At 39.7% G+C, this 24,658-nt stretch carries 26 protein-coding genes; 6 read left to right on the top strand and 20 right to left on the bottom strand.

The window, feature by feature from the left end; translation table 11 throughout:
* Position 1 precedes the first annotated feature (1 nt).
* The 16 genes from rplX to rpsL form a co-directional block, all read right to left on the bottom strand.
* Entirely contained in the window at positions 2–313 is a 312-nt protein-coding gene (gene rplX, locus ML462_RS12430) for a 50S ribosomal protein L24 (RefSeq protein WP_240714143.1), read from the bottom strand.
* Between the two features lie 12 nt (positions 314–325).
* Entirely contained in the window at positions 326–694 is a 369-nt protein-coding gene (gene rplN / locus ML462_RS12425; protein WP_026933550.1) for a 50S ribosomal protein L14, read from the bottom strand.
* Between the two features lie 2 nt (positions 695–696).
* Positions 697–954 (bottom strand): 30S ribosomal protein S17, encoded by a 258-nt coding sequence (gene rpsQ / locus ML462_RS12420; protein WP_240714142.1) that lies wholly within the window; start codon positions 952–954, stop codon positions 697–699.
* Between the two features lie 18 nt (positions 955–972).
* Positions 973–1,164, bottom strand: coding sequence for a 50S ribosomal protein L29 (rpmC, locus tag ML462_RS12415; RefSeq protein WP_240714141.1), 192 nt, complete (start codon positions 1,162–1,164; stop codon positions 973–975).
* A 10-nt stretch (positions 1,165–1,174) separates the two neighbouring features.
* Complete coding sequence (gene rplP / locus ML462_RS12410; RefSeq protein ID WP_156274147.1) at positions 1,175–1,594, bottom strand: 50S ribosomal protein L16; 420 nt, start codon at positions 1,592–1,594, stop codon at positions 1,175–1,177.
* Between the two features lie 20 nt (positions 1,595–1,614).
* Positions 1,615–2,334 carry a 30S ribosomal protein S3 gene (rpsC, locus tag ML462_RS12405; protein WP_072553859.1) on the bottom strand — a complete coding sequence of 240 codons (720 nt, stop codon included), beginning with the start codon at positions 2,332–2,334 and terminating at the stop codon, positions 1,615–1,617.
* 8 nt (positions 2,335–2,342) lie between these two features.
* Positions 2,343–2,750 (bottom strand): 50S ribosomal protein L22, encoded by a 408-nt coding sequence (gene rplV, locus ML462_RS12400; RefSeq protein ID WP_240714140.1) that lies wholly within the window; start codon positions 2,748–2,750, stop codon positions 2,343–2,345.
* An 8-nt stretch (positions 2,751–2,758) separates the two neighbouring features.
* Positions 2,759–3,037 (bottom strand): 30S ribosomal protein S19, encoded by a 279-nt coding sequence (gene rpsS, locus ML462_RS12395; RefSeq protein ID WP_011710692.1) that lies wholly within the window; start codon positions 3,035–3,037, stop codon positions 2,759–2,761.
* Between the two features lie 3 nt (positions 3,038–3,040).
* The gene (gene rplB, locus ML462_RS12390; RefSeq protein WP_240714139.1) at positions 3,041–3,880 is read right to left on the bottom strand and encodes a 50S ribosomal protein L2; all 840 of its coding nucleotides are present in this window, start codon (positions 3,878–3,880) and stop codon (positions 3,041–3,043) included.
* 9 nt (positions 3,881–3,889) lie between these two features.
* The gene (gene rplW / locus ML462_RS12385) at positions 3,890–4,180 is read right to left on the bottom strand and encodes a 50S ribosomal protein L23 (RefSeq protein WP_240714138.1); all 291 of its coding nucleotides are present in this window, start codon (positions 4,178–4,180) and stop codon (positions 3,890–3,892) included.
* A 9-nt stretch (positions 4,181–4,189) separates the two neighbouring features.
* Complete coding sequence (gene rplD / locus ML462_RS12380; RefSeq protein ID WP_240714137.1) at positions 4,190–4,816, bottom strand: 50S ribosomal protein L4; 627 nt, start codon at positions 4,814–4,816, stop codon at positions 4,190–4,192.
* On the bottom strand, positions 4,816–5,427 hold the full coding sequence (gene rplC, locus ML462_RS12375) for a 50S ribosomal protein L3 (RefSeq protein WP_240714136.1): 612 nt from the start codon (positions 5,425–5,427) through the stop codon (positions 4,816–4,818). Before rplC ends, rplD begins: the two co-directional genes overlap by 1 nt.
* 146 nt (positions 5,428–5,573) lie before the next feature.
* The gene (gene rpsJ / locus ML462_RS12370) at positions 5,574–5,879 is read right to left on the bottom strand and encodes a 30S ribosomal protein S10 (RefSeq protein WP_010519396.1); all 306 of its coding nucleotides are present in this window, start codon (positions 5,877–5,879) and stop codon (positions 5,574–5,576) included.
* A 10-nt stretch (positions 5,880–5,889) separates the two neighbouring features.
* Positions 5,890–8,001 (bottom strand): elongation factor G, encoded by a 2,112-nt coding sequence (gene fusA / locus ML462_RS12365; RefSeq protein ID WP_240714135.1) that lies wholly within the window; start codon positions 7,999–8,001, stop codon positions 5,890–5,892.
* 6 nt (positions 8,002–8,007) lie between these two features.
* Positions 8,008–8,484 carry a 30S ribosomal protein S7 gene (gene rpsG, locus ML462_RS12360; RefSeq protein WP_156274161.1) on the bottom strand — a complete coding sequence of 159 codons (477 nt, stop codon included), beginning with the start codon at positions 8,482–8,484 and terminating at the stop codon, positions 8,008–8,010.
* Between the two features lie 23 nt (positions 8,485–8,507).
* Complete coding sequence (rpsL, locus tag ML462_RS12355; protein WP_010230128.1) at positions 8,508–8,882, bottom strand: 30S ribosomal protein S12; 375 nt, start codon at positions 8,880–8,882, stop codon at positions 8,508–8,510.
* 327 nt (positions 8,883–9,209) lie between these two features.
* Here rpsL and ML462_RS12350 point away from each other — a divergent pair, with 327 nt between their 5' ends.
* The 5 genes from ML462_RS12350 (at position 9,210) to ML462_RS12330 (ending at position 19,704) form a co-directional block, all read left to right on the top strand.
* Entirely contained in the window at positions 9,210–12,506 is a 3,297-nt protein-coding gene (locus ML462_RS12350; RefSeq protein ID WP_240714134.1) for a SusC/RagA family TonB-linked outer membrane protein, read from the top strand.
* A 12-nt stretch (positions 12,507–12,518) separates the two neighbouring features.
* Positions 12,519–13,985 carry a SusD/RagB family nutrient-binding outer membrane lipoprotein gene (locus tag ML462_RS12345; RefSeq protein ID WP_240714133.1) on the top strand — a complete coding sequence of 489 codons (1,467 nt, stop codon included), beginning with the start codon at positions 12,519–12,521 and terminating at the stop codon, positions 13,983–13,985.
* 96 nt (positions 13,986–14,081) lie between these two features.
* On the top strand, positions 14,082–14,816 hold the full coding sequence (gene rlmB / locus ML462_RS12340; protein ID WP_240714132.1) for a 23S rRNA (guanosine(2251)-2'-O)-methyltransferase RlmB: 735 nt from the start codon (positions 14,082–14,084) through the stop codon (positions 14,814–14,816).
* 295 nt (positions 14,817–15,111) lie between these two features.
* Positions 15,112–18,324, top strand: coding sequence for a SusC/RagA family TonB-linked outer membrane protein (locus ML462_RS12335; protein ID WP_240714131.1), 3,213 nt, complete (start codon positions 15,112–15,114; stop codon positions 18,322–18,324).
* A gap of 6 nt (positions 18,325–18,330) precedes the next feature.
* Positions 18,331–19,704: a SusD/RagB family nutrient-binding outer membrane lipoprotein gene (locus ML462_RS12330; RefSeq protein ID WP_240714130.1), complete on the top strand. Its 1,374-nt coding sequence runs from the start codon at positions 18,331–18,333 to the stop codon at positions 19,702–19,704.
* Positions 19,705–19,769: 65 nt separating this feature from the next.
* Here the strand turns inward: ML462_RS12330 and ML462_RS12325 are convergent, their stop codons facing one another.
* The gene (locus ML462_RS12325; protein WP_240714129.1) at positions 19,770–20,513 is read right to left on the bottom strand and encodes a rhomboid family intramembrane serine protease; all 744 of its coding nucleotides are present in this window, start codon (positions 20,511–20,513) and stop codon (positions 19,770–19,772) included.
* A gap of 79 nt (positions 20,514–20,592) precedes the next feature.
* On the opposite strand from ML462_RS12325, the gene ML462_RS12320 reads away from it, so the two are divergent.
* Positions 20,593–21,867, top strand: a complete 1,275-nt coding sequence (locus tag ML462_RS12320) for a replication-associated recombination protein A (protein WP_240714128.1) — start codon at positions 20,593–20,595, stop codon at positions 21,865–21,867.
* Here ML462_RS12320 and ML462_RS12315 read toward each other — a convergent pair.
* The 3 genes from ML462_RS12315 to ML462_RS12305 are packed head-to-tail and all read right to left on the bottom strand — an operon-like array spanning position 21,861 to position 24,650.
* Positions 21,861–22,691, bottom strand: coding sequence for a hypothetical protein (locus tag ML462_RS12315; RefSeq protein WP_240714127.1), 831 nt, complete (start codon positions 22,689–22,691; stop codon positions 21,861–21,863). The genes ML462_RS12320 and ML462_RS12315 overlap by 7 nt on opposite strands.
* Entirely contained in the window at positions 22,688–24,097 is a 1,410-nt protein-coding gene (locus ML462_RS12310; RefSeq protein ID WP_240714126.1) for a DUF5723 family protein, read from the bottom strand. The genes ML462_RS12315 and ML462_RS12310 overlap by 4 nt, the downstream gene beginning before the upstream one ends.
* Position 24,098: 1 nt before the next feature.
* Positions 24,099–24,650 (bottom strand): hypothetical protein, encoded by a 552-nt coding sequence (locus tag ML462_RS12305; protein ID WP_240714125.1) that lies wholly within the window; start codon positions 24,648–24,650, stop codon positions 24,099–24,101.
* Between the last annotated feature and the right edge of the window lie 8 nt (positions 24,651–24,658).

Genomic DNA, 24,658 nt, shown 5'->3' with positions numbered 1-24,658 from the left:
ACTAAATTACTTCATTAGATTTTTTAGAAAATCTTACTTTCTTCCCATCCTCTTCTTTGTATCCAACTCTGGTAGTGTTACCGTTCTTGTCGATAAGCGCCAGGTTAGAAACATGGATAGGAGCTTCCTTCTCTTTAATTCCACCTTGTGGGTTAGAAGCACTAGGCTTCTCATGCTTAGAGATCATATTGATCCCTTCCACGATGGCTTTATTCTTTTCACGAAGTACTTTCTGCACTTTACCTTCCTGACCTTTGTGGTCTCCGGCAATTACACGAACAGTATCTCCTGATTTTATCTTAAGCTTTGTCATTTTCTTAATGTATTAAAGCACTTCTGGTGCCAATGATACAATTTTCATGAATTGCTTATCACGAAGTTCACGTGCTACAGGACCAAATACACGGGTTCCGCGCATTTCTCCTTGTGGACCTAATAATACACATGCATTATCATCGAAACGGATATAAGATCCATCTGGTCTACGAACTTCTTTCCTGGTACGAACAACAACTGCTGTTGAAACTGCACCCTTCTTGATATTTCCGTTAGGTGTAGCTTCTTTTACACTGACAACTATTTTGTCTCCAACAGATGCGTATCTTTTCTTTGTACCTCCCAATACACGAATAGCTAAAACTTCCTTAGCTCCTGTATTGTCTGCTACTTTTAGTCTGGACTCTTGTTGTACCATGATTATTTAGCTCTTTCAATTATTTCTACTAGTCTCCAAGTCTTGGATTTACTTAAAGGTCTTGTTTCCATGATCTTTACAGTATCTCCTTCCTTGCAGTCGTTATTTTCGTCGTGTGCTACGTATTTTTTCGTCTTTAAAACGAATTTACCATACATAGGATGTTTTACTTTTTTCACTTCAGAAACCACGATAGATTTCTGCATTTTGTTACTTGTAACAACTCCTACACGCTCTTTTCTTAAATTTCTTTTTTCCATCTTTCAGCAGAATAACAATTATTGTTGTTCTCTTTTAGTTAACTCTGTAGCCAATCTCGCCACGTCTCTTCTTACAGTTCTTAACTGTATCGGATTTTCCAAAGGCGAAATAGCGTGAGCCATTTTTAAATCTGAATAAGCTTTTCTAGACTTACCAAGCTCTTCTTGCAATTCTGCAACAGACAATTCTTTTACTTCTGATTGTTTCATAATTCCAATATTATTCTTGATAATCTCTAGCTACAACAAATTTAGTTCTCACAGGAAGTTTCTGAGCCGCAAGACGTAATGCCTCTTTAGCTACATCCATTGGTACACCACCAATTTCAAACATGATTCTTCCTGGCTTCACTACAGCTGCCCAATATTCAACGGCACCTTTACCTTTACCCATACGTACTTCAAGAGGTTTCTTAGTGATAGGCTTGTCTGGGAAAATCTTGATCCAGATAGATCCTTCTCTTTTCATATAACGGGTAGCGGCGATACGCGCTGCTTCTATTTGACGTGCAGTAACAAAACTGGAATCCATAGATTTGATCCCAAAGGTACCGTTAGAAAGCCTGTGTCCTCTTTGAGACATACCTTTCATACGGCCTTTTTGTTGCTTACGGTATTTTGTTCTTTTAGGTTGTAACATTTTTTCTTTCCTTTAAAAAATTACTTTCTACGACGTGATTTGTTTCCACCTCGTCCGGCACCGGATTTCTTACCTTGGTTTTTCGCAAGGCCAACTAGAGGCGAAAGCTCTCTTTTTCCGTATACCTCACCTTTCATGATCCATACTTTAATCCCCAATCTACCATAGGTAGTATGAGCTTCAACTAAAGCATAATCAATATCAGCCCTAAAAGTTGACAATGGAATTCTACCATCTTTGTATGATTCTGAACGTGCCATTTCAGCACCGTTTAGACGACCAGAGATCTCAATTTTGATCCCTTCAGCGTTCATTCTCATAGCAGCCGCGATAGCCATCTTAATTGCACGACGGTAAGAGATACGATTCTCAATTTGCCTGGCAACACTTGCAGCAACTAAATGTGCGTCAAGTTCTGGCCTCTTAATCTCAAAGATGTTTATTTGAACTTCCTTGTCGGTAATCTTTTTAAGCTCTTCCTTAAGCTTGTCTACCTCCTGACCGCCTTTCCCGATAATGATACCAGGTCTTGCAGTGGTGATAGTAACGGTTACAAGCTTAAGCGTGCGCTCGATGATTACACGCGATACACTCGCTTTAGAAAGACGAGCATGGATATACTTTCTAATCTTATCGTCTTCGGCTAATTTATCGCCGTAGTCATTACCTCCGTACCAGTTGGATTCCCAACCTCTAATGATACCAAGGCGATTTCCGATTGGATTTGTTTTTTGTCCCATACTATCTCTTAGCTTTGTGTATTATTGTTTGCTCCAAGCACTAATGTAACGTGGTTGGATCTCTTTCTAATTCGGTGTGCACGACCCTGTGGAGCAGGACGAAGTCTTTTCAACATACTTCCTCCGTCTACACGAATCTCTTTCACAAATAATTCAGCATCTTCGATACTTGCATCTTCGTTCTTAGCCTGCCAGTTAGCGATTGCTGAAAGCAACAACTTCTCCAGACGGTTAGAAGATTCCTTCTTGCTGAATTTAAGAATATGAAGCGCTTTTTCTACTTTCTCACCTCTTACAAGATCTGCCATAAGGCGCATCTTTCTAGGTGAAGTAGGGCAGTTATTTAACTTTGCAAAAGCTACCTGTTTCTTGGCTTCTTTTATTTGCTCTGCTCTTTCTCTTTTACGAACTCCCATAGCTTCAATTATTTTCTACCTTTATTTTTTGCACCAGCGTGTCCTCTGAAAGAACGTGTTGGTGAAAATTCTCCTAGTTTATGACCTACCATGTTTTCTGTTACATAAACAGGAACAAATTGCTTCCCGTTATGAACTGCGATAGTTTGTCCTACGAAATCTGGAGTAATCATAGAAGCTCTAGACCAGGTTTTGATCACGGCTTTCTTTCCTGACTCAACATTCTGAGCCACTTTTTGTTCCAGTTTGTAATGAACGAAAGGTCCTTTTTTTAATGAACGTGCCATATCTTATTTTTTCTTTCTAGTCTTTCTACGTTCTACAATATATTTATTACTCGCTTTCGTTCTTGAACGGGTCTTAAATCCTTTTGCAGGAAGACCTTTTCTAGAACGTGGGTGACCACCTGAAGCTCTACCTTCACCACCACCCATTGGGTGATCGATAGGGTTCATCGCTACTGGTCTTGTTCTTGGACGGATACCCAACCATCTGCTTCTACCGGCTTTACCACCGATCATTAACTGATGATCACTGTTAGAAACAGCTCCTATCGTTGCCATACATAAAGCAAGAACTCTACGAATCTCACCAGAAGGCAATTTAATAGTAGCATACTTTCCTTCTCTTGCCAATAATTGAGCAAAAGCACCAGCACTACGCGCCATAACAGCACCTTGTCCCGGTCTTAACTCGATACAAGAGATCACAGTACCAAGAGGAATGTTTGCCAATGGCATAGCATTCCCTATTTCAGGAGTTGCAGCTTCATTGCTTGACACGATGTTCTGACCTACCTGAAGCCCGTTCTGAGCAATAATATACCTTTTCTCACCGTCTTGATAGTTCAATAATGCGATAAAGGCCGTTCTGTTTGGATCGTATTCTATAGACGCAACTGTTGCAGGAATACCCTGCTTGTCACGTTTAAAATCGATAATTCGGTAACGTTTCTTGTGACCACCACCTTTGTAGCGCATGGTCATCTTACCCTGACTGTTTCTACCACCTGATTTTTTTATCGGCGCCAATAGGCTTTTCTCCGGCTTATCAGTAGTAATGGCGTCATACCCATTAACTACTCTAAAACGCTGACCAGGTGTAATTGGTTTTAATTTTCTAACTGACATTGTTTAATCTTAAAGATTACTGTATAAATCAATTGTTTCACCTTCCGCCACCTGTACTACTGCTTTTTTGTAAGCATTAGTTTTACCAGTGATCATTCCAGATTTTGTATATCTGGTTTTACGATCTGGACGGACATTAATAGTTCGAACTTTAGTAACAGACACGCCATAAGCAGATTCGATCGCGTCTTTGATCTGAATCTTATTTGCCTTGTTACTCACTACAAATGTGAAACGGTTGTTCATCTCACTATCTGCAGTAGCTTTTTCTGTAATAACAGGTTTTATCAAGATGCTCATAACGGTTTATTAACTTAATTTCGACTCAATTCCTTCTAAAGAACCTTCTAAAAAGACAATATTTTTTGCATTCAGAATTTTGTAAGTACTTAATTCTGAGCTACTTATAACTTCAGAGGCCTTCAAATTGCGCGACGACAAATATACGTTTTTATTTGAGTCACCCAATACTATTAGAGATTTTTTCGTTTCAATCCCCAGAGCCTTAAGAACTTCGATGAAATTCTTGGTCTTTGGAGTATCGAAAGAAAAATCTTCAACTACCATAATTGCTTTATCATTTGCCTTCATAGAAAGCGCAGATTTTCTAGCAAGACGCTTAAGGTTTTTGTTCAATTTGAAACCGTAGTTTCTTGGTCTTGGTCCAAAAACACGTCCACCTCCTTTAAAAATAGGAGACTTAATACTACCTGCTCTCGCAGTACCAGTACCTTTTTGCTTCTTGATCTTACGAGTAGAACCCGCGATCTCTGCTCTTTCTTTTGCTTTATGCGTACCCTGACGTTGGTTAGCAAGATATTGCTTAACATCAAGATAAACAGCGTGCTCATTAGGCTCTATAGCGAAAACAGAATCAGAAAGCTTTGCTTTTCTGCCTGTTTCTTTTCCTTTTATATCTAAAACTGCTACTTCCATTACTTACTAATGATTACGTATGAGTTTTTGTGTCCTGGCACACATCCTTTTACCACTAAAAGGTTTTTATCTGCCACAACCTTCAAAACTTTAAGGTTTTCAACTTTTACTCTCTCACCGCCCATTCTTCCGGCCATCTTCATTCCTTTGAATACTCTCGCAGGATAAGAAGCTGCACCAATAGAACCGGGAGCTCTTAATCTGTTGTGCTGACCGTGAGTGGCCTGCCCAACTCCTCCAAATCCGTGTCTCTTAACAACACCCTGGAAACCTTTACCTTTAGAAGTACCTGCGATATCCACAAATTCACCTTCGCTGAAATGCTCCACGGTAACAGAGTCACCTAATTTGTAATCTTCATTATAACCCTGGAATTCAACGACTTTACGTTTTGCAACGGTACCTGCTTTTTTAGCGTGCCCTTCAGCAGCTTTATTTACAGTCTTTTTGTCATCGAAACCAAGTTGAAGTGCTTCATACCCGTCAACCTCTTTGGTTCTGACTTGGGTAACCACGCATGGTCCAGCTTCGATCACGGTACAAGGGATATTCTTCCCATTCTCGTCGAAAATGCTGGTCATGCCGATCTTTTTTCCTATTAACCCAGACATATTTATTAATTATTAATTGTTTACTTATTTAAAAAACTTAGGGCTGAAAAACACACTTCAGCCCTGAATTGTATTTTTCACCGTTTTTCCTTCGCGAAACGCTCCGGACATGTTAACCGCGCACCGAAGTGCGCGGAACTGTTTTATCACACCTTGATCTCTACCTCTACTCCACTTGGCAATTCAAGCTTCATCAACGCATCAATCGTCTTTGAAGAAGAGCTATAGATATCAAGCAATCTCTTGTAAGAGCTTAACTCGAACTGCTCTCTGGATTTCTTATTCACGTGAGGTGAACGAAGAACAGTAAAGATTTTTTTATTTGTTGGTAACGGAATTGGTCCGGTAACAACAGCTCCCGTAGTCTTTACGGTTTTTACGATTTTCTCAGCAGACTTGTCTACCAGGTTATGATCGTAAGATTTTAGTTTTATTCTGATTTTTTGACTCATTTCCTTAAGATTATTCGTTTGCTGCTCCTTTAGCTGCTTTGATCACTTCTTCAGAAATATTAGAAGGAGTTTCAGCATAGTGAGAGAATTCCATAGTTGAAGTTGCTCTACCAGATGAAAGTGTTCTTAATGTAGTTACATAACCGAACATTTCAGAAAGTGGCACTTCAGCTTTGATTACCTTCGCTCCAGATCTGTCTGACATGTTGTTCACCTGACCTCTTCTTCTGTTAAGGTCACCAACAATATCACCCATGTTTTCTTCCGGAGTTACAACTTCCACCTTCATGATTGGCTCAAGGATCACAGCTCCAGCTGATTTAGCAGCAGCTTTATAACCCATTTTAGCAGCCAATTCGAAAGAAAGTTGATCAGAATCCACAGGGTGGAAAGATCCATCCTTAAGGGTAACCTTCAGGCTATCCATTGTAAATCCCGCCAGAGGACCATTCTTCATAGCCTCTTCAAATCCTTTCTGTACTGAAGGAACAAATTCTTTAGGAATACGTCCACCTTTAATTTCGTCTACGAACTGAAGTCCTGTACCTTCGAAATCTTCGTCTACAGGTCCCATTTCAAATACGATATCAGCAAACTTACCACGACCACCAGACTGTTTCTTATAAACTTCTCTGTGATCTGCGTTTCTTCTTACTGCTTCTTTGTACTCAACCTGAGGCTCACCAACGTTAACTTCTACCTTGAACTCACGCTTCATACGGTCGATAATGATCTCAAGGTGAAGCTCACCCATACCAGAGATAATTGTCTGTCCTGAATTCTCGTCAGTCTTAACAGTAAATGTTGGATCCTCTTCAGCTAACTTACCAAGCGCCATTCCCATTTTCTCAACATCAGCCTTTGTTTTAGGCTCAACAGCAATACCGATTACCGGTGCCGGGAAGGTCATTGATTCAAGAATAATTGGGTGTTTAAGATCTGTAAGAGTATCACCTGTTTTAATATCCTTGAAACCAACAGCTGCTCCAATATCTCCAGCCTCGATCTTATCGATTGGCTCTTGTTTATTAGAGTGCATTTGGTAAATTCTAGATATACGTTCTTTCTTACCGGAACGAACATTCAACACGTAAGATCCAGCCTCAAGAGTACCTGAGTATGAACGGAAGAATGCTAAACGTCCAACGAAAGGATCGGTAGCAATTTTAAAGGCAAGCGCAGAGAATGGAGAATCCACATTTGGCTTACGTTTTTCTTCCTCACCGGTCTCAGGGTTGGTACCTTCAATCGCATCTACATCTACTGGAGATGGAAGGTAACGCATTACTGCGTCTAGCATCGCCTGAACACCTTTATTTTTAAATGCAGAACCACACATCATCGGGATGATGCTCATATCTATAGTAGCCGCTCTCAACGCAGCGATGATCTCATCTTCAGTAATTGAAGACTCATCTTCGAAGAATTTCTCCATCAAAGCTTCATCATATTCTGCAACCGCTTCTACTAATTCTGCACGGTATTTATTTACATCTGCTTCTAATTCAGCAGGAATATCGATAGTCTCATAAGTCATCCCATGATCCTCATCATTCCAGATAATCGCTTTCTTAGAAATTAGATCAACCACACCTTTAAAGTCGATTTCATCACCGATTGGAACCTGAAGAGGTACCGGGTTACCACCAAGCATTTCTTTTACCTGACGACATACGTTGAAGAAATCTGCTCCCTGACGGTCCATTTTGTTAACGAACCCTAGACGTGGAACTCTATATTTATCTGCCTGTCTCCAAACAGTTTCAGACTGAGGCTCAACCCCGTCTACCGCAGAGAACAATGCAACCACACCATCTAGTACACGCAATGAACGCTCTACCTCTACAGTAAAGTCAACGTGACCAGGTGTATCAATAATATTTACAATATATTCCTGATCTCTATAAGGCCAGGTACAATGAGTAGCCGCAGAGGTAATGGTAATACCACGCTCCTGCTCCTGCTCCATCCAGTCCATAGTAGCAGCACCGTCATGAACTTCACCAATCTTGTGACTGATACCTGTATAATATAGGATACGCTCAGTTGTTGTGGTTTTACCCGCATCAATGTGAGCTGCAATTCCGATATTTCTAGTAAATTTTAAATCTCTTTGTGCCATGTTGTTTTAGAATCTAAAGTGAGAGAATGCTTTGTTAGCTTCAGCCATTTTATGAGTATCTACACGTTTCTTAACTGCAGCACCTTCTTCTTTGGCAGCAGCAAGAACTTCAGCAGCTAATTTAGCCGCCATAGACTTCTCATTTCTCTTTCTAGAGAAACTAATAAGCCACTTCATAGCAGTAGACACCTTACGGTCTGGTCTTATCTGCATTGGAATTTGAAAAGTTGCACCCCCAACACGTCTACTTCTCACTTCTACGTGAGGCATTACGTTAGAAAGAGCGTCTTTCCAGATCTCTAATCCAGATTTCTCTTCGTCTTGTTTCTTTTCCTCTACGATCGCGATAGCATCATAGAAAATTTTAAAGGCAACCGATTTTTTACCATCCCACATCATCATGTTCACAAAACGTGTAACAAGCTGATCATTAAATTTTGGATCCGGTAAAAGAGGTCGTTTTTTCGCCTGTCTTTTTCTCATTTCTTTACATTAAAAGTTTTTAATTACTTCTTAGGGCGTTTTGCACCATACTTAGATCTACGCTGAGTTCTACCTTCAACACCGGCAGTATCTAGCGCACCACGAACAATGTGGTATCTAACACCAGGCAAATCTTTTACCCTTCCACCTCTAACCAATACTATCGAGTGTTCTTGCAGATTGTGTCCTTCTCCCGGAATGTAGGCATTCACCTCTTTTCCGTTTGTCAACCTCACCCTTGCTACTTTTCTCATAGCCGAGTTTGGTTTCTTAGGAGTTGTTGTGTACACACGTGTACAAACACCTCTCCTTTGAGGGCACGAATCCAAAGCAGCCGATTTACTCTTCTTGGTTATTTTGGCTCTTCCTTTTCGTACTAATTGTGAAATTGTTGGCATAATTTCCTATACACTAATTATTAATAAAATTTACTCCCCTGTTTTTTAGGGTCTGCAAAGGTAAAAATAAAAACATATTATTCAAACTTTACCTTATTTATTTCCAAATAAAGTTAGTGAGTGTCAAAATTTTACACTTTAGAAATTTTCAAAAAAGCATAATTGATGAGAAAAAACCTACATAATGTGAATATTCTCACTATTGGTTCGATGAAAACAAGACTTTCAATAAAAATTCGGTTATATCCCAGATTTTAAAATTAAATACTTGTTTTATCGACGTTTTATTAGCACATTTGGCGCTGGCTAATTCAAACAAATTTAAAAATGAAAGCAAAATTTAGTAGTATTTTAACGCTATTACTGGCGTTTGTAGTGCAAATAACCTTTGCACAAGAACAAACGATTACCGGTACGGTGACAGACGAAGATGGTCTGCCGCTACCCGGTGTAAACATCGTTGTAAAAGGTACATCTACTGGTGTACAAACCGATTTTGATGGAAATTACTCGATCTCTGCTACTCAGGGAGACGTGTTAGTTTACACCTTTGTTGGACTTAAAACTGCAGAGTACACAGTAGGAGACAATGATACCATTGATGTGGTTATGGAAGCTGACTCTGCACAATTAGAGGAAGTAGTTGTAACAGCATTAGGTATTAAAAGGGAGAAGAAATCTCTTGGTTATGCAACTCAGGAAGTTGACGGAGCAGAAGTAAATACTGTGCCTACCCAAAACTTCACTAATGCATTATCTGGTAAAGTTGCTGGTTTAAATGTTAGAAACACCGGAACTCTTGGTGGTTCATCTAACATCGTTATTCGTGGTAACGCATCTATTACCGGAAACAACCAGGCTTTATTCGTTATTGATGGTACCCCTGTGAGCAACGAAACTCCAAACACAAGAAACCAGAATACCGGTCGAGGAGGTTATGACTACGGTAACGCGGTGTCGGATATTAATCCAAATGACATTGCCTCTATCAACGTATTAAAAGGTGCAGCAGCAACCGCTTTATATGGTGCTCGTGCAGCTAACGGTGCGGTAATTATCGAAACTAAAAAAGGTTCTAAAGGAAAAGGAATTGGTGTTTCTGTTAACTCCACCCTTATGGTGAGCAATGTTCATTCTGAAACATTACCAACATACCAGAAGCAGTATGGTGCTGGTTATGGTGCTTATTACCAGTCTGAAGATGGTTATTTCAACCTTTATGATGTTGATGGAGACGGAAATCTAGACGAGGTTACTCCATTTACAGAGGATGCTTCCTTCGGAGCAGCATTCGATCCAAACAGAATGATCTACCAGTGGAATTCTATTTATCCATCATTAGAAGGAACGGCTCTTGATTTTTATCAGCAGGCAACTCCTTGGGTTGCTGCAGAAAACGACCCTAACTATGTTTGGGGAACTGGTTACACTTCAATTAACTCTGTTGCCTTAGATGGCGGTAACGAAACTAGCTCTTTCAGGCTTAGTGGAACTACCTTCAACCAGACTGGTAACCTTCCAAACAGTAAGATAAAGAGGAACTCTCTTAAATTCAGCGGAACTCACGAATTTACAGACAAGCTTTCTGCTGAGGCCAACATTACCTACACTAAAACAGATGGTAAAGGACGTTACGGTACAGGATATAGTGCACTTAACGTTATGCAGTCTTTCAGACAGTGGAACCAGGCTAACGTAGATTTCAGAGACCAGAGAACTGCGTATTTCGAAACTGGAGAAAACATCACCTGGAACCCTAACGGACCAGAAGATCTTACTCCTATATATACGGACAACCCTTACTGGACATTCTATGAGAACTACCAGACCGATACCAGAAACAGATATTTTGGTAACGTAAACCTTAACTATGAATTGAGTGATGTATTTACCGTTCTTGGTAGATTCTCTTTCGATACATACGATGAATTACAGGAAGAAAGAAGAAACGTAGGTTCTGTAGGAGTATCTTCCTACTCAAGATTTAACAACCGTGTTGCTGAATATAACTGGGATCTTATTCTTAACTTCAACAAAGATCTTACGGAAGACCTTAACCTTGATGGTAACGTAGGTTTCAATATTCGTAGAAATGAAAATTCTTCTATTAGAGCAAGCACTAACGGTGGACTTAATGCACCTGGGTTTTATGCATTAAGTAACAGTACCAGCCCGTTAAATCCTCCACTCGAGTATGAAGCGGTGAGAATGGTAGATGGTATCTATGCTCGTGCCAGCCTTGGATACTTAGATACTTATTACCTTGAAGGAACAATAAGAAGAGACCGTTCTTCTACTCTTCCGGTAGATAACAACACTTTCTGGTATCCTTCTATTTCTGGTAACGTGATCGTTTCTAACTGGATCGATGCAGACTGGTTAGGTTTTGCAAAACTTAGAGCTAACTTCGCTGAAGTAGGTAACGATACAGATCCTTACAGAGTTTTTAATACCTATGGTATTGTAGCTCCTTTTGGAAGTGCAGGTGTAGCTAGCAACAATAACAGCCTTAATAACCCTAACTTAAAACCAGAGAGCACTGAGTCTTGGGAAGTTGGTTTAGAAGCTAATTTCTTCGACAGCAGAGTTGGGTTTGACGTAACTTACTATAACTCCAGAACTTACGACCAGATTACTCCAGTACCGGTATCTACTTCAACAGGTTTCGTATCTAAACTGCTTAATGCAGGTACAGTAGAGAATAAGGGTATTGAAGCTTCTCTTAGATTAAACCCAATTAGAACTGAAAACTTTGACTGGTCTATGAACGTGAACTTCGCAAGAAACCGAAGTGAAGTTCTTGAACTTACTGATGGTATAGACAACCTTCAGCTTGCAAGCCTACAGGGTGGTGTATCAATTAACGCTACTCCAGGTGAGCCTTATGGTACTATTAGAGGTACAGATTATGTATATGATGACCAAGGAAACAAGGTTATTAACTCTGGTGGTTACTACCTAAGAACTCCAACTGCCAACAACGTAATTGGTAATTACCAGCCAGACTGGACCGGTGGTGTTCAGAACACTTTCAGATACAAAAATCTATCTTTAGGATTCCTTATCGATGTTCAAAAAGGAGGAGACATCTTCTCTCTTGATACCTGGTATGGTTACGCAACTGGTGTTTATGATCAAAGTGTTGGTCCAAATGACCTTGGTAACCCACGAAGAGACCCAATCATTCAAAATGAAGATGGAACATATGATCCAGCCAGTGGAGGAGTACTTCTTGATGGTGTACAAGCAGATGTTACTTTCAACGACGATGGTACTTATGACGTAACTAACACAAGTGAAAATACTGTGAGAGGTAGAGCTGACTATTTTGGTAACCCTTTTGGATATGCCAGAAATGCTAACGCAGGTCACATTTATGACGCTTCTTTCGTAAAACTTAGAGAAGCTAACATTACCTGGAACTTTGGAGACAAGATCCTGGACGCGATTCCATTTACCAGAGCATCTTTCTCTGTAATTGGTCGTAACCTTTGGATCATCCACAAGAACATTCCTTACTCTGATCCAGAAGCAGGTTTAAGTGCTGGTAACATCCAGGGATACCAATCTGGAGCATATCCAGCAGTACGTGAAATTGGTGGAAGTCTTAAATTAAACTTTTAATAAAAAACAATCATGAAAAAGTATATAGTAGCTATTACAGCCCTCGTAACGTTATGGTCATGTATGACCGACGAGAAGTACGAGAGATACAATAGAGACCCTAAAAACCCAACACAGGTTGCTTCAGATTTCTTATTTACTTCTGCAACCGTGGCTTTAGGTGACGAGATGGCTAGCCCAAACGTTAACAACACACTTTTTAGATTCTTAGGTCAATATTTGACTGCAACAACATATTTGGATGAACCAAACTATGATTTTACTGCACGTCAGAATCCAGATCAGGTATGGTCTGAATTATACAGAGATGTATTATTAGATCTTCAGGATGCTAAATCAATTGTTCAGGGAAACGCTGAACTTGAGCAATCAGAGATCGATGCAAGATTAGGACAGCTTGAGGTAATTGAAGTTTACGCATGGAGTGTTCTAGCAGATTCTTTCGGAGACATCCCTTATAATCAAGCTCTTCAGGCGGAAGAATTTCCAAATCCTGAATATGATGATGATGCAGCCATTTATGAAGACTTAATTAGCCGTCTTCAAGCGAATATGGCAATGCTATCTGCCGGTGATGGATACTCTACTGCAGACGTTATCTTTAACGGAGATATGGATAGCTGGATGAGATTCAACAATTCTCTTTTATTGAGACTTGGTATGAGAATTTCTGATGCTAATCCAGGGCTTTCTCAAACAGCTGTGGAAGCAGCATATAATGGTGGTGTTTTTATGTCTAACTCTGAAAGCGCAAATATCGCATATCAGGGAGCAGATCCTAACACTAACCCACTTTGGGAAGACCTAGTACAGAGTGGTCGTTCAGATTTCTTGATTTCGAATACAATCAGTGAATATATGAACGATTTGGAAGACCCACGTAGAATGGCTTATTTCGATGATAACCTTGGTGATGGATACGAAGGTGGTATCTACGGAGCTAGTAATAACTACCTGTCTTACACTCATATTGGAACTGCATTTTTAGATCCAACTAGAGAAGGAATTTTATTAGATTACACTGAAGTTTCTTTCAACCTGTCTAGAGCAGCTGAATTAGGATATTCAGTTGGAGGCTCTGCTGAAGACTATTACAATGATGCAATTACTGCCTCTATAACATACTGGGGTGGATCTGAAGCTGATGCTGCAGATTATCTTGCACAGTCTGAAGTTGCCTATGACGGATCTGATGAGCAATTTGGTTTACAGTACTGGATCGCTATGTTCGACAACCCATTCCAGGGATGGTCTGTTTGGAGAAAGTATGATTATCCAGACCTTAAGATCCCACAGGAATATTGTAATAATGTTCCTTACAGATATACTTATCCTGTAGATGAGCAGAACCTTAACGAAGAAAATTTCATTGCAGCTTCAACTGCGATTGGAGGTAATACTACTGAAACTACCGTATTCTGGGATACAACAACTCCAGACCAGTCAACTTACGTTGGTTGTCTAGATGACGTAGAGTAAGAATTTATTTCTTATATTTCTAAAACCACCCTTAACCGGGTGGTTTTTTTATGTCTTAATATGAAGCATGCTCACAAATAATACTAAATTTGCCAAATGAAAGAGACCAGCCGCATTTTCGGAATAAGAACAGTAATTGAAGCTATTGAAAGTGGAAAATCCATTGAAAAGATCTTTGTTCAAAAAGGGATATCCGGCCCGTTATTTCAAGAGCTAAACAGACTTTTGAAAAAGGAAAATATTAGTGTCTCTTACGTCCCTGTTGAAAAACTGAACAAACTTAGCAAGGGAAATCACCAGGGAGTGGTCGCAAACATCTCACCTATATCTTTCATACAATTAGAGGAATTGGTCGAAAATTCACAAAATTCAACCACTACTCCTCTCTTTCTTTTACTAGACGGCTTAACAGATGTTCGTAATTTTGGAGCTATTATAAGAACCGCAGAATGTTGTGGTGTTACCGGAATTATTATCCCGGAAAAAGGATCGGCTCCAATCAATGCTGATACAGTGAAAACATCTGCAGGAGCAGTTTTCAAGATTCCTATTTGTAAGGTGAACCATATAAAAGATGCTGTTTTTCATCTACAGACCTATGGAATTAAAATGGTTGCCGCTACCGAAAAGACCAATGATATCCTTTTTGACCTGGAGTTAAACCAGCCTCTCGGAATTATTATGGGAAATGAGGAGAAAGGAGTTTCAAATTCTATTTTAAAAGCGGCAGATTTTAAAGCAAAACTACCCATGCTTGGCAACATCGCCTCTCTTAATGTCTCTGTTGCCTGCGGAGCATTTTTATATGAAGTTGTAAGACAGAGACTTTAACGCTCCATTTCTAACCATCACTGGAAAAACAACTTAACATTTGTTTATCATTTTTAATTTTTTCGAGCTTATTTTTTAAACAAAAATAAGTCATTTCCTACAAATATTTGTTTTACAGAGGTTTATACACCTGAATTTGATTTTTATCATTTTCTAGCTACTCACCCGCAAATATTGGCTATTCGCCATGTTTTTAAACCTTTATACATCTTTTTTTTGTTTTTTTAACATTTTTACTGATTTTTATTAACGTTTTTTTGACAATTTTATGCCGTAATCATAAAGTCAATAAAAAATGGAAAAAAAATTACCACGCATTTTAGCATTATTGTTCGTGTTAATTGGGCATTTATCATTCAGCCAGACACAAACAATTACAGGTACCGTTACTGACGATGCTGGATTGCCTCTTCCAGGTGTAAATGTTTTCATCAAAAATTCTACATCTGGTACTCAAACAGATTTTGATGGTCTTTACTCCATCAACGCAGGTCCCGGGGATATTCTGGTTTTCTCCTTCGTAGGAAAGGAAACTCAGGAGGTTGAGGTTGGAGCTGAGAACCAGATCGACGTAGTTTTAGCTGCAGATGAATCTGAGTTGGAAGAAGTAGTTGTAACTGCCCAGGGTATTCGGGCAAAACCGAGATCACTGAGTTACGCTTTGGAATCGGTCGACGCAGACGATGTAGAGAAATCAAGGGAAACTAACCTGGTTTCAGCTTTAAGTTCCAAAGCTTCGGGTGTACAAGTAACCTCTTCTTCAGGCTCTGTTGGAGCATCAGCTAATATTCGAGTTAGAGGTAACACCTCCATTACGAGATCTAACTCCCCGCTATTTGTAGTAGATGGAGTACCGATAGATAACTCATCCTTTTCAGAAGATCCAACCCAAACAAACAACAACTCAAGTTTAGGGGGTAGTGACTTCTCTAACCGGGCAATTGATATAAACTCTAATGATATTGCCTCTATTTCGATTTTAAAAGGTATTGCCGCCCAGACTCTCTATGGATTGCGGGCTGCAAATGGTGTAGTACTTATCACAACTAAGAAAGGTAAGGCTGGAAAAACTAGATTTACTGTAAATTCAACTGTTTCATTTGCAGAATATAACAAAGTACCAGATCTGCAAAGAGAATATGCTCAGGGTAGACATTTTGAAGGTGCACTTCAATACCGCGGACCTGAAACCTTTGAAGGAGATTCTTGGGGACCACTTATCTCAGACCTGGAATTTGATGGTGCCACAGATTATCCATTCGACAGAAATGGCCGATTGGTACCAGAAGGTACTGGTAACGGAATGCCGGCACGAGCTTATGATAATTATGATTTTTTTAGAACAGGTATCACTTCCGACTTAAGCGTTGGCATGAGTGGAGGCTCTGAAAAAATAAACTATAGAGCTTCCATAGGAAAACTAAATCAGCAAGGGATCTCTCCTAATGAGATATTCGAAAGAAAAACTTTTAGATTGGATCTTAGAGCAAACCTAACAGATGATTTAATTCTGGATGCTTCGGGACAATACACAAATTCAGGAGGTAATCGTGTACAGAGAGGATCTAATATCTCTGGAGTAATGCTTGGACTTCTAAGGAATACCCCAACTTTCGACATGGGTAACGGAAAATCGGGCCAGGCGGCAGCAGATGATCCAGACAGCTACTTTTATGACATTCCTGGATCTGAGCTTCCAGGCCATAGAAGCTACAGGGATGGTATATATAATAGCCCATATTTTGCTGTAGCAAGGAATATGAACTTGGATGATGTTAATAGGTTTATTGGTAAAATGGGATTAACCTATAATATCACCGACTGGTTAAGCTTCAAAACTTCCGGTTCTATTGATAGATATACCGACACCAGAAAGATAGGTTTCGACATTCTGGACGCTTCGTTCGGAAACGGTCGTGTTATCAATGATGTAATATCAAATCAGGATGTGAACTGGAATGGAATCTTTAACGCGGTTTATGACTTCAGCGATACCTTTGGTATAGATGCCAACATAGGTTATGACGGCTACTATAACAAAACAAACCGACAAACGGTACTTGGTGATGGTATGACTATTCCAGGATTCTTCAATTTGTCGAATGTTAGTACCACACAGGCTCAGGAAGTTTCAACCAGAAGGGAACTTATTGGTGTATTTGCGACTGCCACTTTAAGTTTCAATAATATGTTATTCTTAACACCATCATTCAGAAATGACTGGTCTTCTACTCTTCCGGTAGGTGACAATACTTTCCAGTCCTACTCTATAGGTGGTAGTTTTGTGTTCTCTGAACTTCTTGACAGCAACTTTTTGAATTACGGAAAAATTCGAGGTGCATGGGGTTCTGCAGGTAATGATGCACCTGTATTTGCAACGATCACGAATTTTGGCGGAACTTCAGTAAGCGGGGATGGATTTATACAGAGTGTAACTTTCCCGGCTTATGATGCAACCTCCTTTGAAAGATCTTCTCGGGCAGGTAATCCTGACCTAACCCCGGAAACCACAACAGAATTTGAGGTTGGTATCGAATTATCCATGCTAGACAGCAGGTTAAAATTCGATTTTGCCTATTACGACAAAGAAACCGAAGACCAGATCATCTTTGTAGATGCCGCGCCTTCTTCAGGATTTGTAGACCGATATGCCAATGTTGGTTTGGTTACCAACTCGGGTTATGAGGTGAGCCTTGGAGGTACTCCAATTAGATCTGAAAATTTTGAATGGAATATTAGTGCGAACTGGACTACATACGAAAACGTGGTTGAAGAACTGGTAGAGGGAGTAGAATCGGTTACCCTTAACGGATTCTCTGGTACTAGTTCTCGTGCCGTTGTTGGTGAATCTTATGGAGCCATATTTGGCGGCAGATATGCCAGAAATGATGCTGGAGACATCCTGATTGATGATGATGGCTACCCACTATTGGCCGATACAGATGGAGTTATAGGAGATCCTATTCCAGATTGGCTGGCAGGTATTAGCAACCAGTTCCAGTATAAAAATATTGGATTATCATTCCTGATCGATATTCGCCAGGGAGGTGATATCTGGTGTGGAACCTGCGGTATCCTGGATTATTTCGGAATGTCTGAAGAGACATTATTAAGAGATCAAACTACTGTTTTTGAAGGAATAGTTCAGTCTACCGGGCAACCTAATGCGCAGGAAGTACCTTATTCAGATCCAACAATTAGTGAGAATAACAACTACTGGAGAAGATATGGTTTTGGAGATGTAGATGAGGGTAATGTTTATGACGGTTCCTGGATACGTCTTAGAGAAGTAACCTTATCATACTCCCTTCCTGATAAATTCTTTGACAATTCATTCTTTGAAGGAATATCTTTCTCAGCTTTCGGAAGAAACCTCTGGTTAGAAACAGATTATCCCGGCGTCGACCCCGAAACAAACCTTACAGGAGATAGTAACGGTATGGGACTGGATTATTTTAACCAGCCCAATACCAAAAGTTACGGTTTAAACGTTCAATTAAATTTTTAGAAAAACATGAAAACTTTAAAAATATTAATCTGGATAGCTTTAATCAGCGTTTCTGTTTCTTGTGAAATTACAGACGCGAATATAGATCCAGACAATCCATCAGCAGATTTAGTAAATGCCGGAGCTATTTATCCTGGTATGATCGCCCAAACCCATAGAAATTCAGTAGCGCTCGGAGGAAGAATCGCAGGTATCCTGGTACAGCACTTTGATGGCCTTGATGCGCAGCAAATTGCTTATGACCAATATAACATAGGAGAGAGTGATGTTGATGACCTTTGGGATTTTGGATTGTACGGAGCAGGCTCAATGAAAGATGCCTTCGTGATTATACAGAACAATGAAGGTGAAATTAGCGCTCTGGCTAAATTATATATGGCAGCGAACCTTGGTGTAGCCACAAGCTCCTGGGGTGACATTCCTTATTCTGATGCCTTTGTAGGCGACCAGGGTAACCTGAATCCAACTTACGATACTCAGGAGTCAATTTATATGGAAATTCAGTCATTGCTAACCCAATCTATAGATGAAGGTGTAGCCTCTGGAATTGGAGCTTTCGGCGGTGCCGGAAGTGCAGACAACGTTGATTGGGAAGGAGTAGCCCATGCTTTAAAGGCCAGGTATTACCTCCATTTAACGTCGGTCAATGGAACTACTGCTGCACAAAATGCTCTTGCAGAGATTCAACAGGCCTTTACGAGTACAGCTCAGCAGCCAGATTTTATTTACAGTACTCCAGCTCAAAATGCAAACCCATGGTTTTTATTTGATAATGACCGACCTAGCACTTTGGGTATATCTGAAGTCCTTTATAATGAATTAGAGAGTAATAACGATCCTAGACTACCTTTGTATAGTACAGATGGCGAAAGCTTTGCCGGAATTGAAGGATTATTCTGGGGGCAGGCAGACTCTCCAACTCCTCTTATCTCCTACTGGGAAGTTAAATTCATCGAGGCTGAAGCTATAGTTAGAACAGGAGGCTCAGATGCTGATGCCCTTGATGCCTTAAAGGAGGCGGTAACTGCAAATATGCTTTACATTGGAGTTGACTCTGGCGATGCCAATGCTTATGTAAATGGATTAAGCTTATCTGGCTCAGAAAGTGAAAAGATCGAAACAATTATCAATGAAAAATGGGTTGCACTTTATGGCAATGCTCCTATAGAATCTTGGGTAGATTACAGGAGAACAGGTTATCCAGATTTGATGCCAAATCCTGATGCTGTACCTAATGTGAATCCATCTGGAATTATACCAAGAAGATTTTTATATCCAATTTCTGAACGTCAAGCCAATCTGGAAAACTATAATGCAGCGATCCAGGCGCAAGGTGGACATTTATTAGATGACGATATTTGGGCTTTCCCAAATAATTAGAATTAGCCAATCAATAAAAAACCACCTTCGGGTGGTTTTTTTATTTAAATAGATTATTTGAAGGCTTACTTCCCCTTTTCTGGATCTTCCTTGTAAATGTATCTGTATTCCGTTTCTTTGTGATCTACCTCATTTTCCTCTTCAGGTAAGTGTTCGATAAAATTTCCGTTTTCATCGAAATGCTTCATAAAAGGATCATTTTCTTCGGAATAATCTGGTTGTTGCCATTGATATTTGGGAGCTTCAGCAATATTATTTCTGAAAATTAAAGACAGGGAAAAACCGCTGATCATACCTGCAAGATGACCTTCCCAGGAAATGGTGGGATCTATAGGCATAACGTACCACACCAAACTGCCATAAATAAAAACCACGATAAGCGAGAGGGCGACTAATCTATAATATTTTGAAAAGATTCCTTTAAAAAACAAAAATGAAGCTAAAAGGTAAATGATCCCACTGGCCCCTATATGATTCGAAGGCCTGCCAATTAGCCATGTGAGCAAGCCTGAAGCGACCAGGCCAATAAGAAGTACTTTCCAGCTGATAGGCCGGTAAAAGTAAAAAAGTGCAAGGGACAATATGAAAAGTGGAATGGTATTATTGAATAAATGCTCAATATCTGAATGTATAAACGGAGAAAACAATATACCTCGCAAACCTACAATTTCACCAGGCCTTACCCCGAAACTATTAAAACTGACTCCAAACCGCACCTCAACCCAGAATACGATCCAGATCAAAAGGACGAATAAAATGGGATATCCTATAGTTCCGCTGGTAAAAACAAAAGGGTTAGATGCTTTCAAATTTTCTTCAATTTTAATTAATATTACAAAAAAGCATCCAAACTATTACAGATGTAAATCTGTCATATAACTTATCGCTATGAATCAACCTCTTGCTGAGAGACTCCGGCCCAAATCTCTTGAAGACTATCTTAGTCAGTCGCATTTAATTGGAGAAAACGGAGCTCTGAAACAGCAAATTATGCAGGGAATCATTCCTTCCATGATCTTTTGGGGACCACCGGGAGTTGGAAAGACCACCCTGGCAAATATCATTGCTGCTGAATCTGATCGCCCATTTTTTACTCTTAGCGCAATTAGCAGTGGAGTAAAAGATGTAAGGGAGGTTATTGAAAAAGCTAAAAAAAGTGATGGCCTTTTCACTACCAGGAGTCCAATTTTATTCATAGATGAAATACATAGATTTAGCAAATCTCAACAGGATTCTCTATTAGGTGCAGTGGAAAAAGGCTGGGTAACTCTAATTGGTGCAACTACAGAAAACCCGAGTTTTGAGGTTATTTCTGCCCTGCTATCCAGATGTCAGGTCTATATTTTAAAACCTTTTTCTAAAGATGACCTGGTAGCACTACTTGAGCGTGCTATCCAAAAGGATAAGATCATCGCTTCAAAAAATGTTAAATTAAAGGAGACTGAAGCCCTACTTAGGCTAAGCGGAGGTGATGCCAGGAAATTATTAAATATTTTCGAGCTGCTGGTAACATCTTCAGAAAAGGATGTTGTGATCACTAACGACCTGGTTCTTGCCAAGGTTCAGCAAAATACGGTTCTCTATGACAAGACCGGCGAACAACATTACGATATCATTTCGGCTTTTATTAAATCTATTCGGGGAAGCGACCCGAATGCTGCTGTTTACTGGCTGGCACGGATGATCGAGGGCGGAGAAGACGTAAAATTCATTGCAAGAAGATTACTAATCCTGGCAAGTGAGGACATAGGTAACGCTAATCCTACAGCGCTTGTGATCGCAAATAATTCTTTCCAGGCGGTGAATACCATTGGATATCCAGAGGCAAGAATTATCCTGAGTCAGTGTGTGACTTACCTTGCCACCTCTCCAAAAAGCAATGCGTCTTACATGGCAATTAATGAAGCTCAGCGGTTGGTCAAGAAAACAGGGAATCTTTCAGTCCCACTATCTATCAGGAACGCTCCTACCAAATTGATGAAAGACATAGGTTACGGGAAAGATTACCAATATGCCCATAATCATCAGGGCAATTTTGTGGCTGCCGAGTTTATGCCAGAAGAAATAAAGAATACAACTTTATATAATCCTGGAAATAACCAAAGGGAAAATGCGCAGAGGGAATTTTTAAAAAAGCGCTGGAAAAAGAAATACGGCTATTGAGATGATAACTCGTATTTAAGAATCACCTTTTTATTCTGTTGCTGATCGAAATATTCCACAACCAGGTTTTCGTTTGCATCGAAATAGGCAATTCCCTGCCTGGTTAAGGAATTATAGATATAACTTTTTCCTCCGTCAGTTTCTATAAGCATGGCGATAGGCTCGGTAGAACCTTCCTGAAATAATGCCAATCCCTGAGAATTTTTATTCAGCAGGTAACTTTTATTCTTATGTACATATTTCGGTTTATCTTCAGAAGGTTCAGATTTAGCTTCCTTTTCAATAATTTCTGGTTGAGAAGAGCTTTCATTGGTAATTTCTGAGCTTGAAGTTGTATCTACAGCAAATTTCACTGCAACGGTTTCAACACTCTCTTCTGAACTTTTTTCCGAAGTAGGATCATATTTGTAATTCAGTTTTTCTACAGATTTGAAAGCATCACGAAGCGCTTCATTATAAGCCACCTTAAACTCCTTCTCCCGGCTTCTACCCTCTTCCGATTTAAAAATGACCTTACCGTTACAATCTTTCAGTTCTATCTGAAGTTTAGTTACAAAAATCCCGGAGTTATTCAAGACATTCGCACTCAACCCAAGACAACCGTTCCTGCTTAGATCCTGTGGTTTTTCGCCCGTAGACATTAAAGTATTGAAACCTTCTCTTTCAAATAAGAATTTAGTCAGGGCATTTAGTTGATATTGATTCACCTCCCCTAAAAACTCATAGGATTCAGGTATAAGTATATATTTGTAATCATCAATATTCTGCGCTGAAGAAAAAAACACTCCTCCAAAAAGAAAAATTGCGGCAATTAAATTTTTCATAGGTCTTTAAATATAAATTGCATCCCCAGTTGAAGAGACGCACTGTTGGCATTCGCTAAATTAGTATATCCAATAATATCGTTAGCTGCAAGATAAATATTAAAATTTTTAAATCTTGAAGATACCATGAATCCTAATTTCGTAAGGGTATATTCATCTACTGCGTAGGCCAGGCGGAATCTAAGATTATCGGTCACTTTTCTATCCCAGTAGGCGGTTACCCCGTAGGTAGGACCTTTTGGCCTGTTAGCACCGGAAATGATCATCCCGAATAAATTCATGAACCTGGGCTTTTTACTTAGAAGGTAATCACAAGGCAGAATCGATTTTCCTGTACCAAATTGAAAGGAAGCATTATACTTTAAAGGTCGCCAGGTGGTATAGGCGTTTTCGGTAGTCTCATCTTGTAAACTCCTATCTAGACGTTCTTCAAAAATCTCCCAGTATGGTATAGCCTGTTCGTTATCATCCAATTCCGGAAATAAAGGTTCCAGTCCGCTGGTTTGAAAAGATCCGTAATAATTATAGTTCTCCACATCTTTTTGATGGAACATCAAACCTAGATCTTGAATAGAGCCATTTACTGAAAACTGATCGGTCACCCGGTAATTAAACCCAAGATCTAAGCCCAGCCCAACATTTTGACCAAAGAATGATCTACTGAGTAATTCTGAAACCGCCTGGTCTACCGTCATACCTTCTTCATCCTTGAGAGAGGCATAGCCTGAGGTATTTATCCTAACATTCAACTCGCTAACCTCATGACGATAAAAATTGGGACCTCCCGGAGTTTCTATAGTTCTGAAAATACCTTCATTTCCGGTGCTTTCTACATTAAAAATCCCGGAATAAAGCTTAAACCTTCCTCCTACCGTCAGCTTAGCATCCACCTTATAGTTTAAACCGGCATGATAAACGGTGAGGATCTCGCCTGTAAAACTGGCATCAGAAAACTTAAAATCCCTCCCAATATAATCTGCATTACCTTCAAAAGCAAGGATAGCAGGATCTTTCGGAAAATAAGCGAATACATCTAATTCCTGATAAATTCCGGTAGAAAAATATCCTTTGTTTCCAACTTTCCAGCCCAGGGAAAGCACCTCAATTTGCTGATTAACTGAAAAGTAGTCTCTGTTGGTTATGGAATTCATCACATCCCGAACCCTCTGATTCACGTTATTATTCTCATCAGAAAAAATATCGTAAGCGGTCACCCCGGTAGATCCGGCAGACAAATGAATTTGAGATAGAAATGGCATTCCTATATGCTTGGTAAAATCTATTCTTGCACCAGGGTTTTGAAGCAAAGACTGAGGCAAATCATCTACATTATAAAGCAGGGGACGATTTTGGGCGTTAGCCAGGAAAGTAGAAAAAACAAATAAGATCAGGGCTTTTTTCCACATATTAAAATTCAAACCTGAAAAGTCCTTTCGATAAAAAATCTAATTCTCCCTGCAGGTCCTTATCTGCGCCTACAACCTCTAGCTGTAACACTATTTGAATGGATCTCCTTAATCTTACAATTTCATTGCCCTCCAAAACTCTTACTGTATCTACTATTGAAGTATTTCCATCTTCAGCAGAAGGTATGGTATAAGCAACGTTAAACTGGTTCCTTCCGTTCTCCCCAAGGAATCTAATATTACTTTTTATGTCATAAGGAAAGTCATTCTCATGCTTAAAACGCAGGGCGGCATACATCAGGTTTTCCTGTATATAATCATCATCGAGGAATTCAAGCCTTACTGTATCCCTTATTACCGGAGTAAAATTTCCAGATTCAGAATCTAAAAAATCTGTTTCGGTTAAAGTATAGTATAACAGGTCCACCTCAAGATCGGGTTCGAGAGTGATATCTTCTGCCTGCCCAAAATCTACATCCTTAAAACAGGACGAAAAAAGAAGACCTACAAAAAGGACTAATATTGGTATTTTAAGGGAATCCAATCTCTTCACCAGTTTAC

This window comes from Christiangramia lutea, from assembly GCF_022489035.1.
Taxonomy (GTDB): domain Bacteria; phylum Bacteroidota; class Bacteroidia; order Flavobacteriales; family Flavobacteriaceae; genus Christiangramia; species Christiangramia lutea.
Note: the sequence above shows the minus strand (reverse complement) of the source record. Positions and strands in the feature narration are given on the sequence as shown.

Bases quoted from the DNA above. Each gene is read 5' to 3' on its own strand.
- rpmC (WP_240714141.1), bottom strand. From the start codon at position 1,164: ATGAAACAATCAGAAGTAAAAGAATTGTCTGTTGCAGAATTGCAAGAA.
- rpsG (WP_156274161.1), bottom strand. From the start codon at position 8,484: ATGAGAAAAAGACAGGCGAAAAAACGACCTCTTTTACCGGATCCAAAA.
- rpsL (WP_010230128.1), bottom strand. From the start codon at position 8,882: ATGCCAACAATTTCACAATTAGTACGAAAAGGAAGAGCCAAAATAACC.
- ML462_RS12320 (WP_240714128.1), top strand. From the start codon at position 20,593: ATGAATCAACCTCTTGCTGAGAGACTCCGGCCCAAATCTCTTGAAGAC.
- rplV (WP_240714140.1), bottom strand. From the start codon at position 2,750: ATGGGAGTTCGTAAAAGAGAAAGAGCAGAGCAAATAAAAGAAGCCAAG.
- rplD (WP_240714137.1), bottom strand. From the start codon at position 4,816: ATGGAAGTAGCAGTTTTAGATATAAAAGGAAAAGAAACAGGCAGAAAA.
- rplB (WP_240714139.1), bottom strand. From the start codon at position 3,880: ATGTCAGTTAGAAAATTAAAACCAATTACACCTGGTCAGCGTTTTAGA.
- rpsC (WP_072553859.1), bottom strand. From the start codon at position 2,334: ATGGGACAAAAAACAAATCCAATCGGAAATCGCCTTGGTATCATTAGA.
- rlmB (WP_240714132.1), top strand. From the start codon at position 14,082: ATGAAAGAGACCAGCCGCATTTTCGGAATAAGAACAGTAATTGAAGCT.
- rpsJ (WP_010519396.1), bottom strand. From the start codon at position 5,879: ATGAGTCAAAAAATCAGAATAAAACTAAAATCTTACGATCATAACCTG.
- rplN (WP_026933550.1), bottom strand. From the start codon at position 694: ATGGTACAACAAGAGTCCAGACTAAAAGTAGCAGACAATACAGGAGCT.
- rplX (WP_240714143.1), bottom strand. From the start codon at position 313: ATGACAAAGCTTAAGATAAAATCAGGAGATACTGTTCGTGTAATTGCC.
- rplC (WP_240714136.1), bottom strand. From the start codon at position 5,427: ATGTCTGGGTTAATAGGAAAAAAGATCGGCATGACCAGCATTTTCGAC.
- ML462_RS12315 (WP_240714127.1), bottom strand. From the start codon at position 22,691: ATGAAAAATTTAATTGCCGCAATTTTTCTTTTTGGAGGAGTGTTTTTT.
- rplP (WP_156274147.1), bottom strand. From the start codon at position 1,594: ATGTTACAACCTAAAAGAACAAAATACCGTAAGCAACAAAAAGGCCGT.
- fusA (WP_240714135.1), bottom strand. From the start codon at position 8,001: ATGGCACAAAGAGATTTAAAATTTACTAGAAATATCGGAATTGCAGCT.
- rpsS (WP_011710692.1), bottom strand. From the start codon at position 3,037: ATGGCACGTTCATTAAAAAAAGGACCTTTCGTTCATTACAAACTGGAA.
- ML462_RS12330 (WP_240714130.1), top strand. From the start codon at position 18,331: ATGAAAACTTTAAAAATATTAATCTGGATAGCTTTAATCAGCGTTTCT.
- ML462_RS12345 (WP_240714133.1), top strand. From the start codon at position 12,519: ATGAAAAAGTATATAGTAGCTATTACAGCCCTCGTAACGTTATGGTCA.
- ML462_RS12350 (WP_240714134.1), top strand. From the start codon at position 9,210: ATGAAAGCAAAATTTAGTAGTATTTTAACGCTATTACTGGCGTTTGTA.
- rpsQ (WP_240714142.1), bottom strand. From the start codon at position 954: ATGGAAAAAAGAAATTTAAGAAAAGAGCGTGTAGGAGTTGTTACAAGT.
- ML462_RS12335 (WP_240714131.1), top strand. From the start codon at position 15,112: ATGGAAAAAAAATTACCACGCATTTTAGCATTATTGTTCGTGTTAATT.
- ML462_RS12310 (WP_240714126.1), bottom strand. From the start codon at position 24,097: ATGTGGAAAAAAGCCCTGATCTTATTTGTTTTTTCTACTTTCCTGGCT.
- rplW (WP_240714138.1), bottom strand. From the start codon at position 4,180: ATGAGCATCTTGATAAAACCTGTTATTACAGAAAAAGCTACTGCAGAT.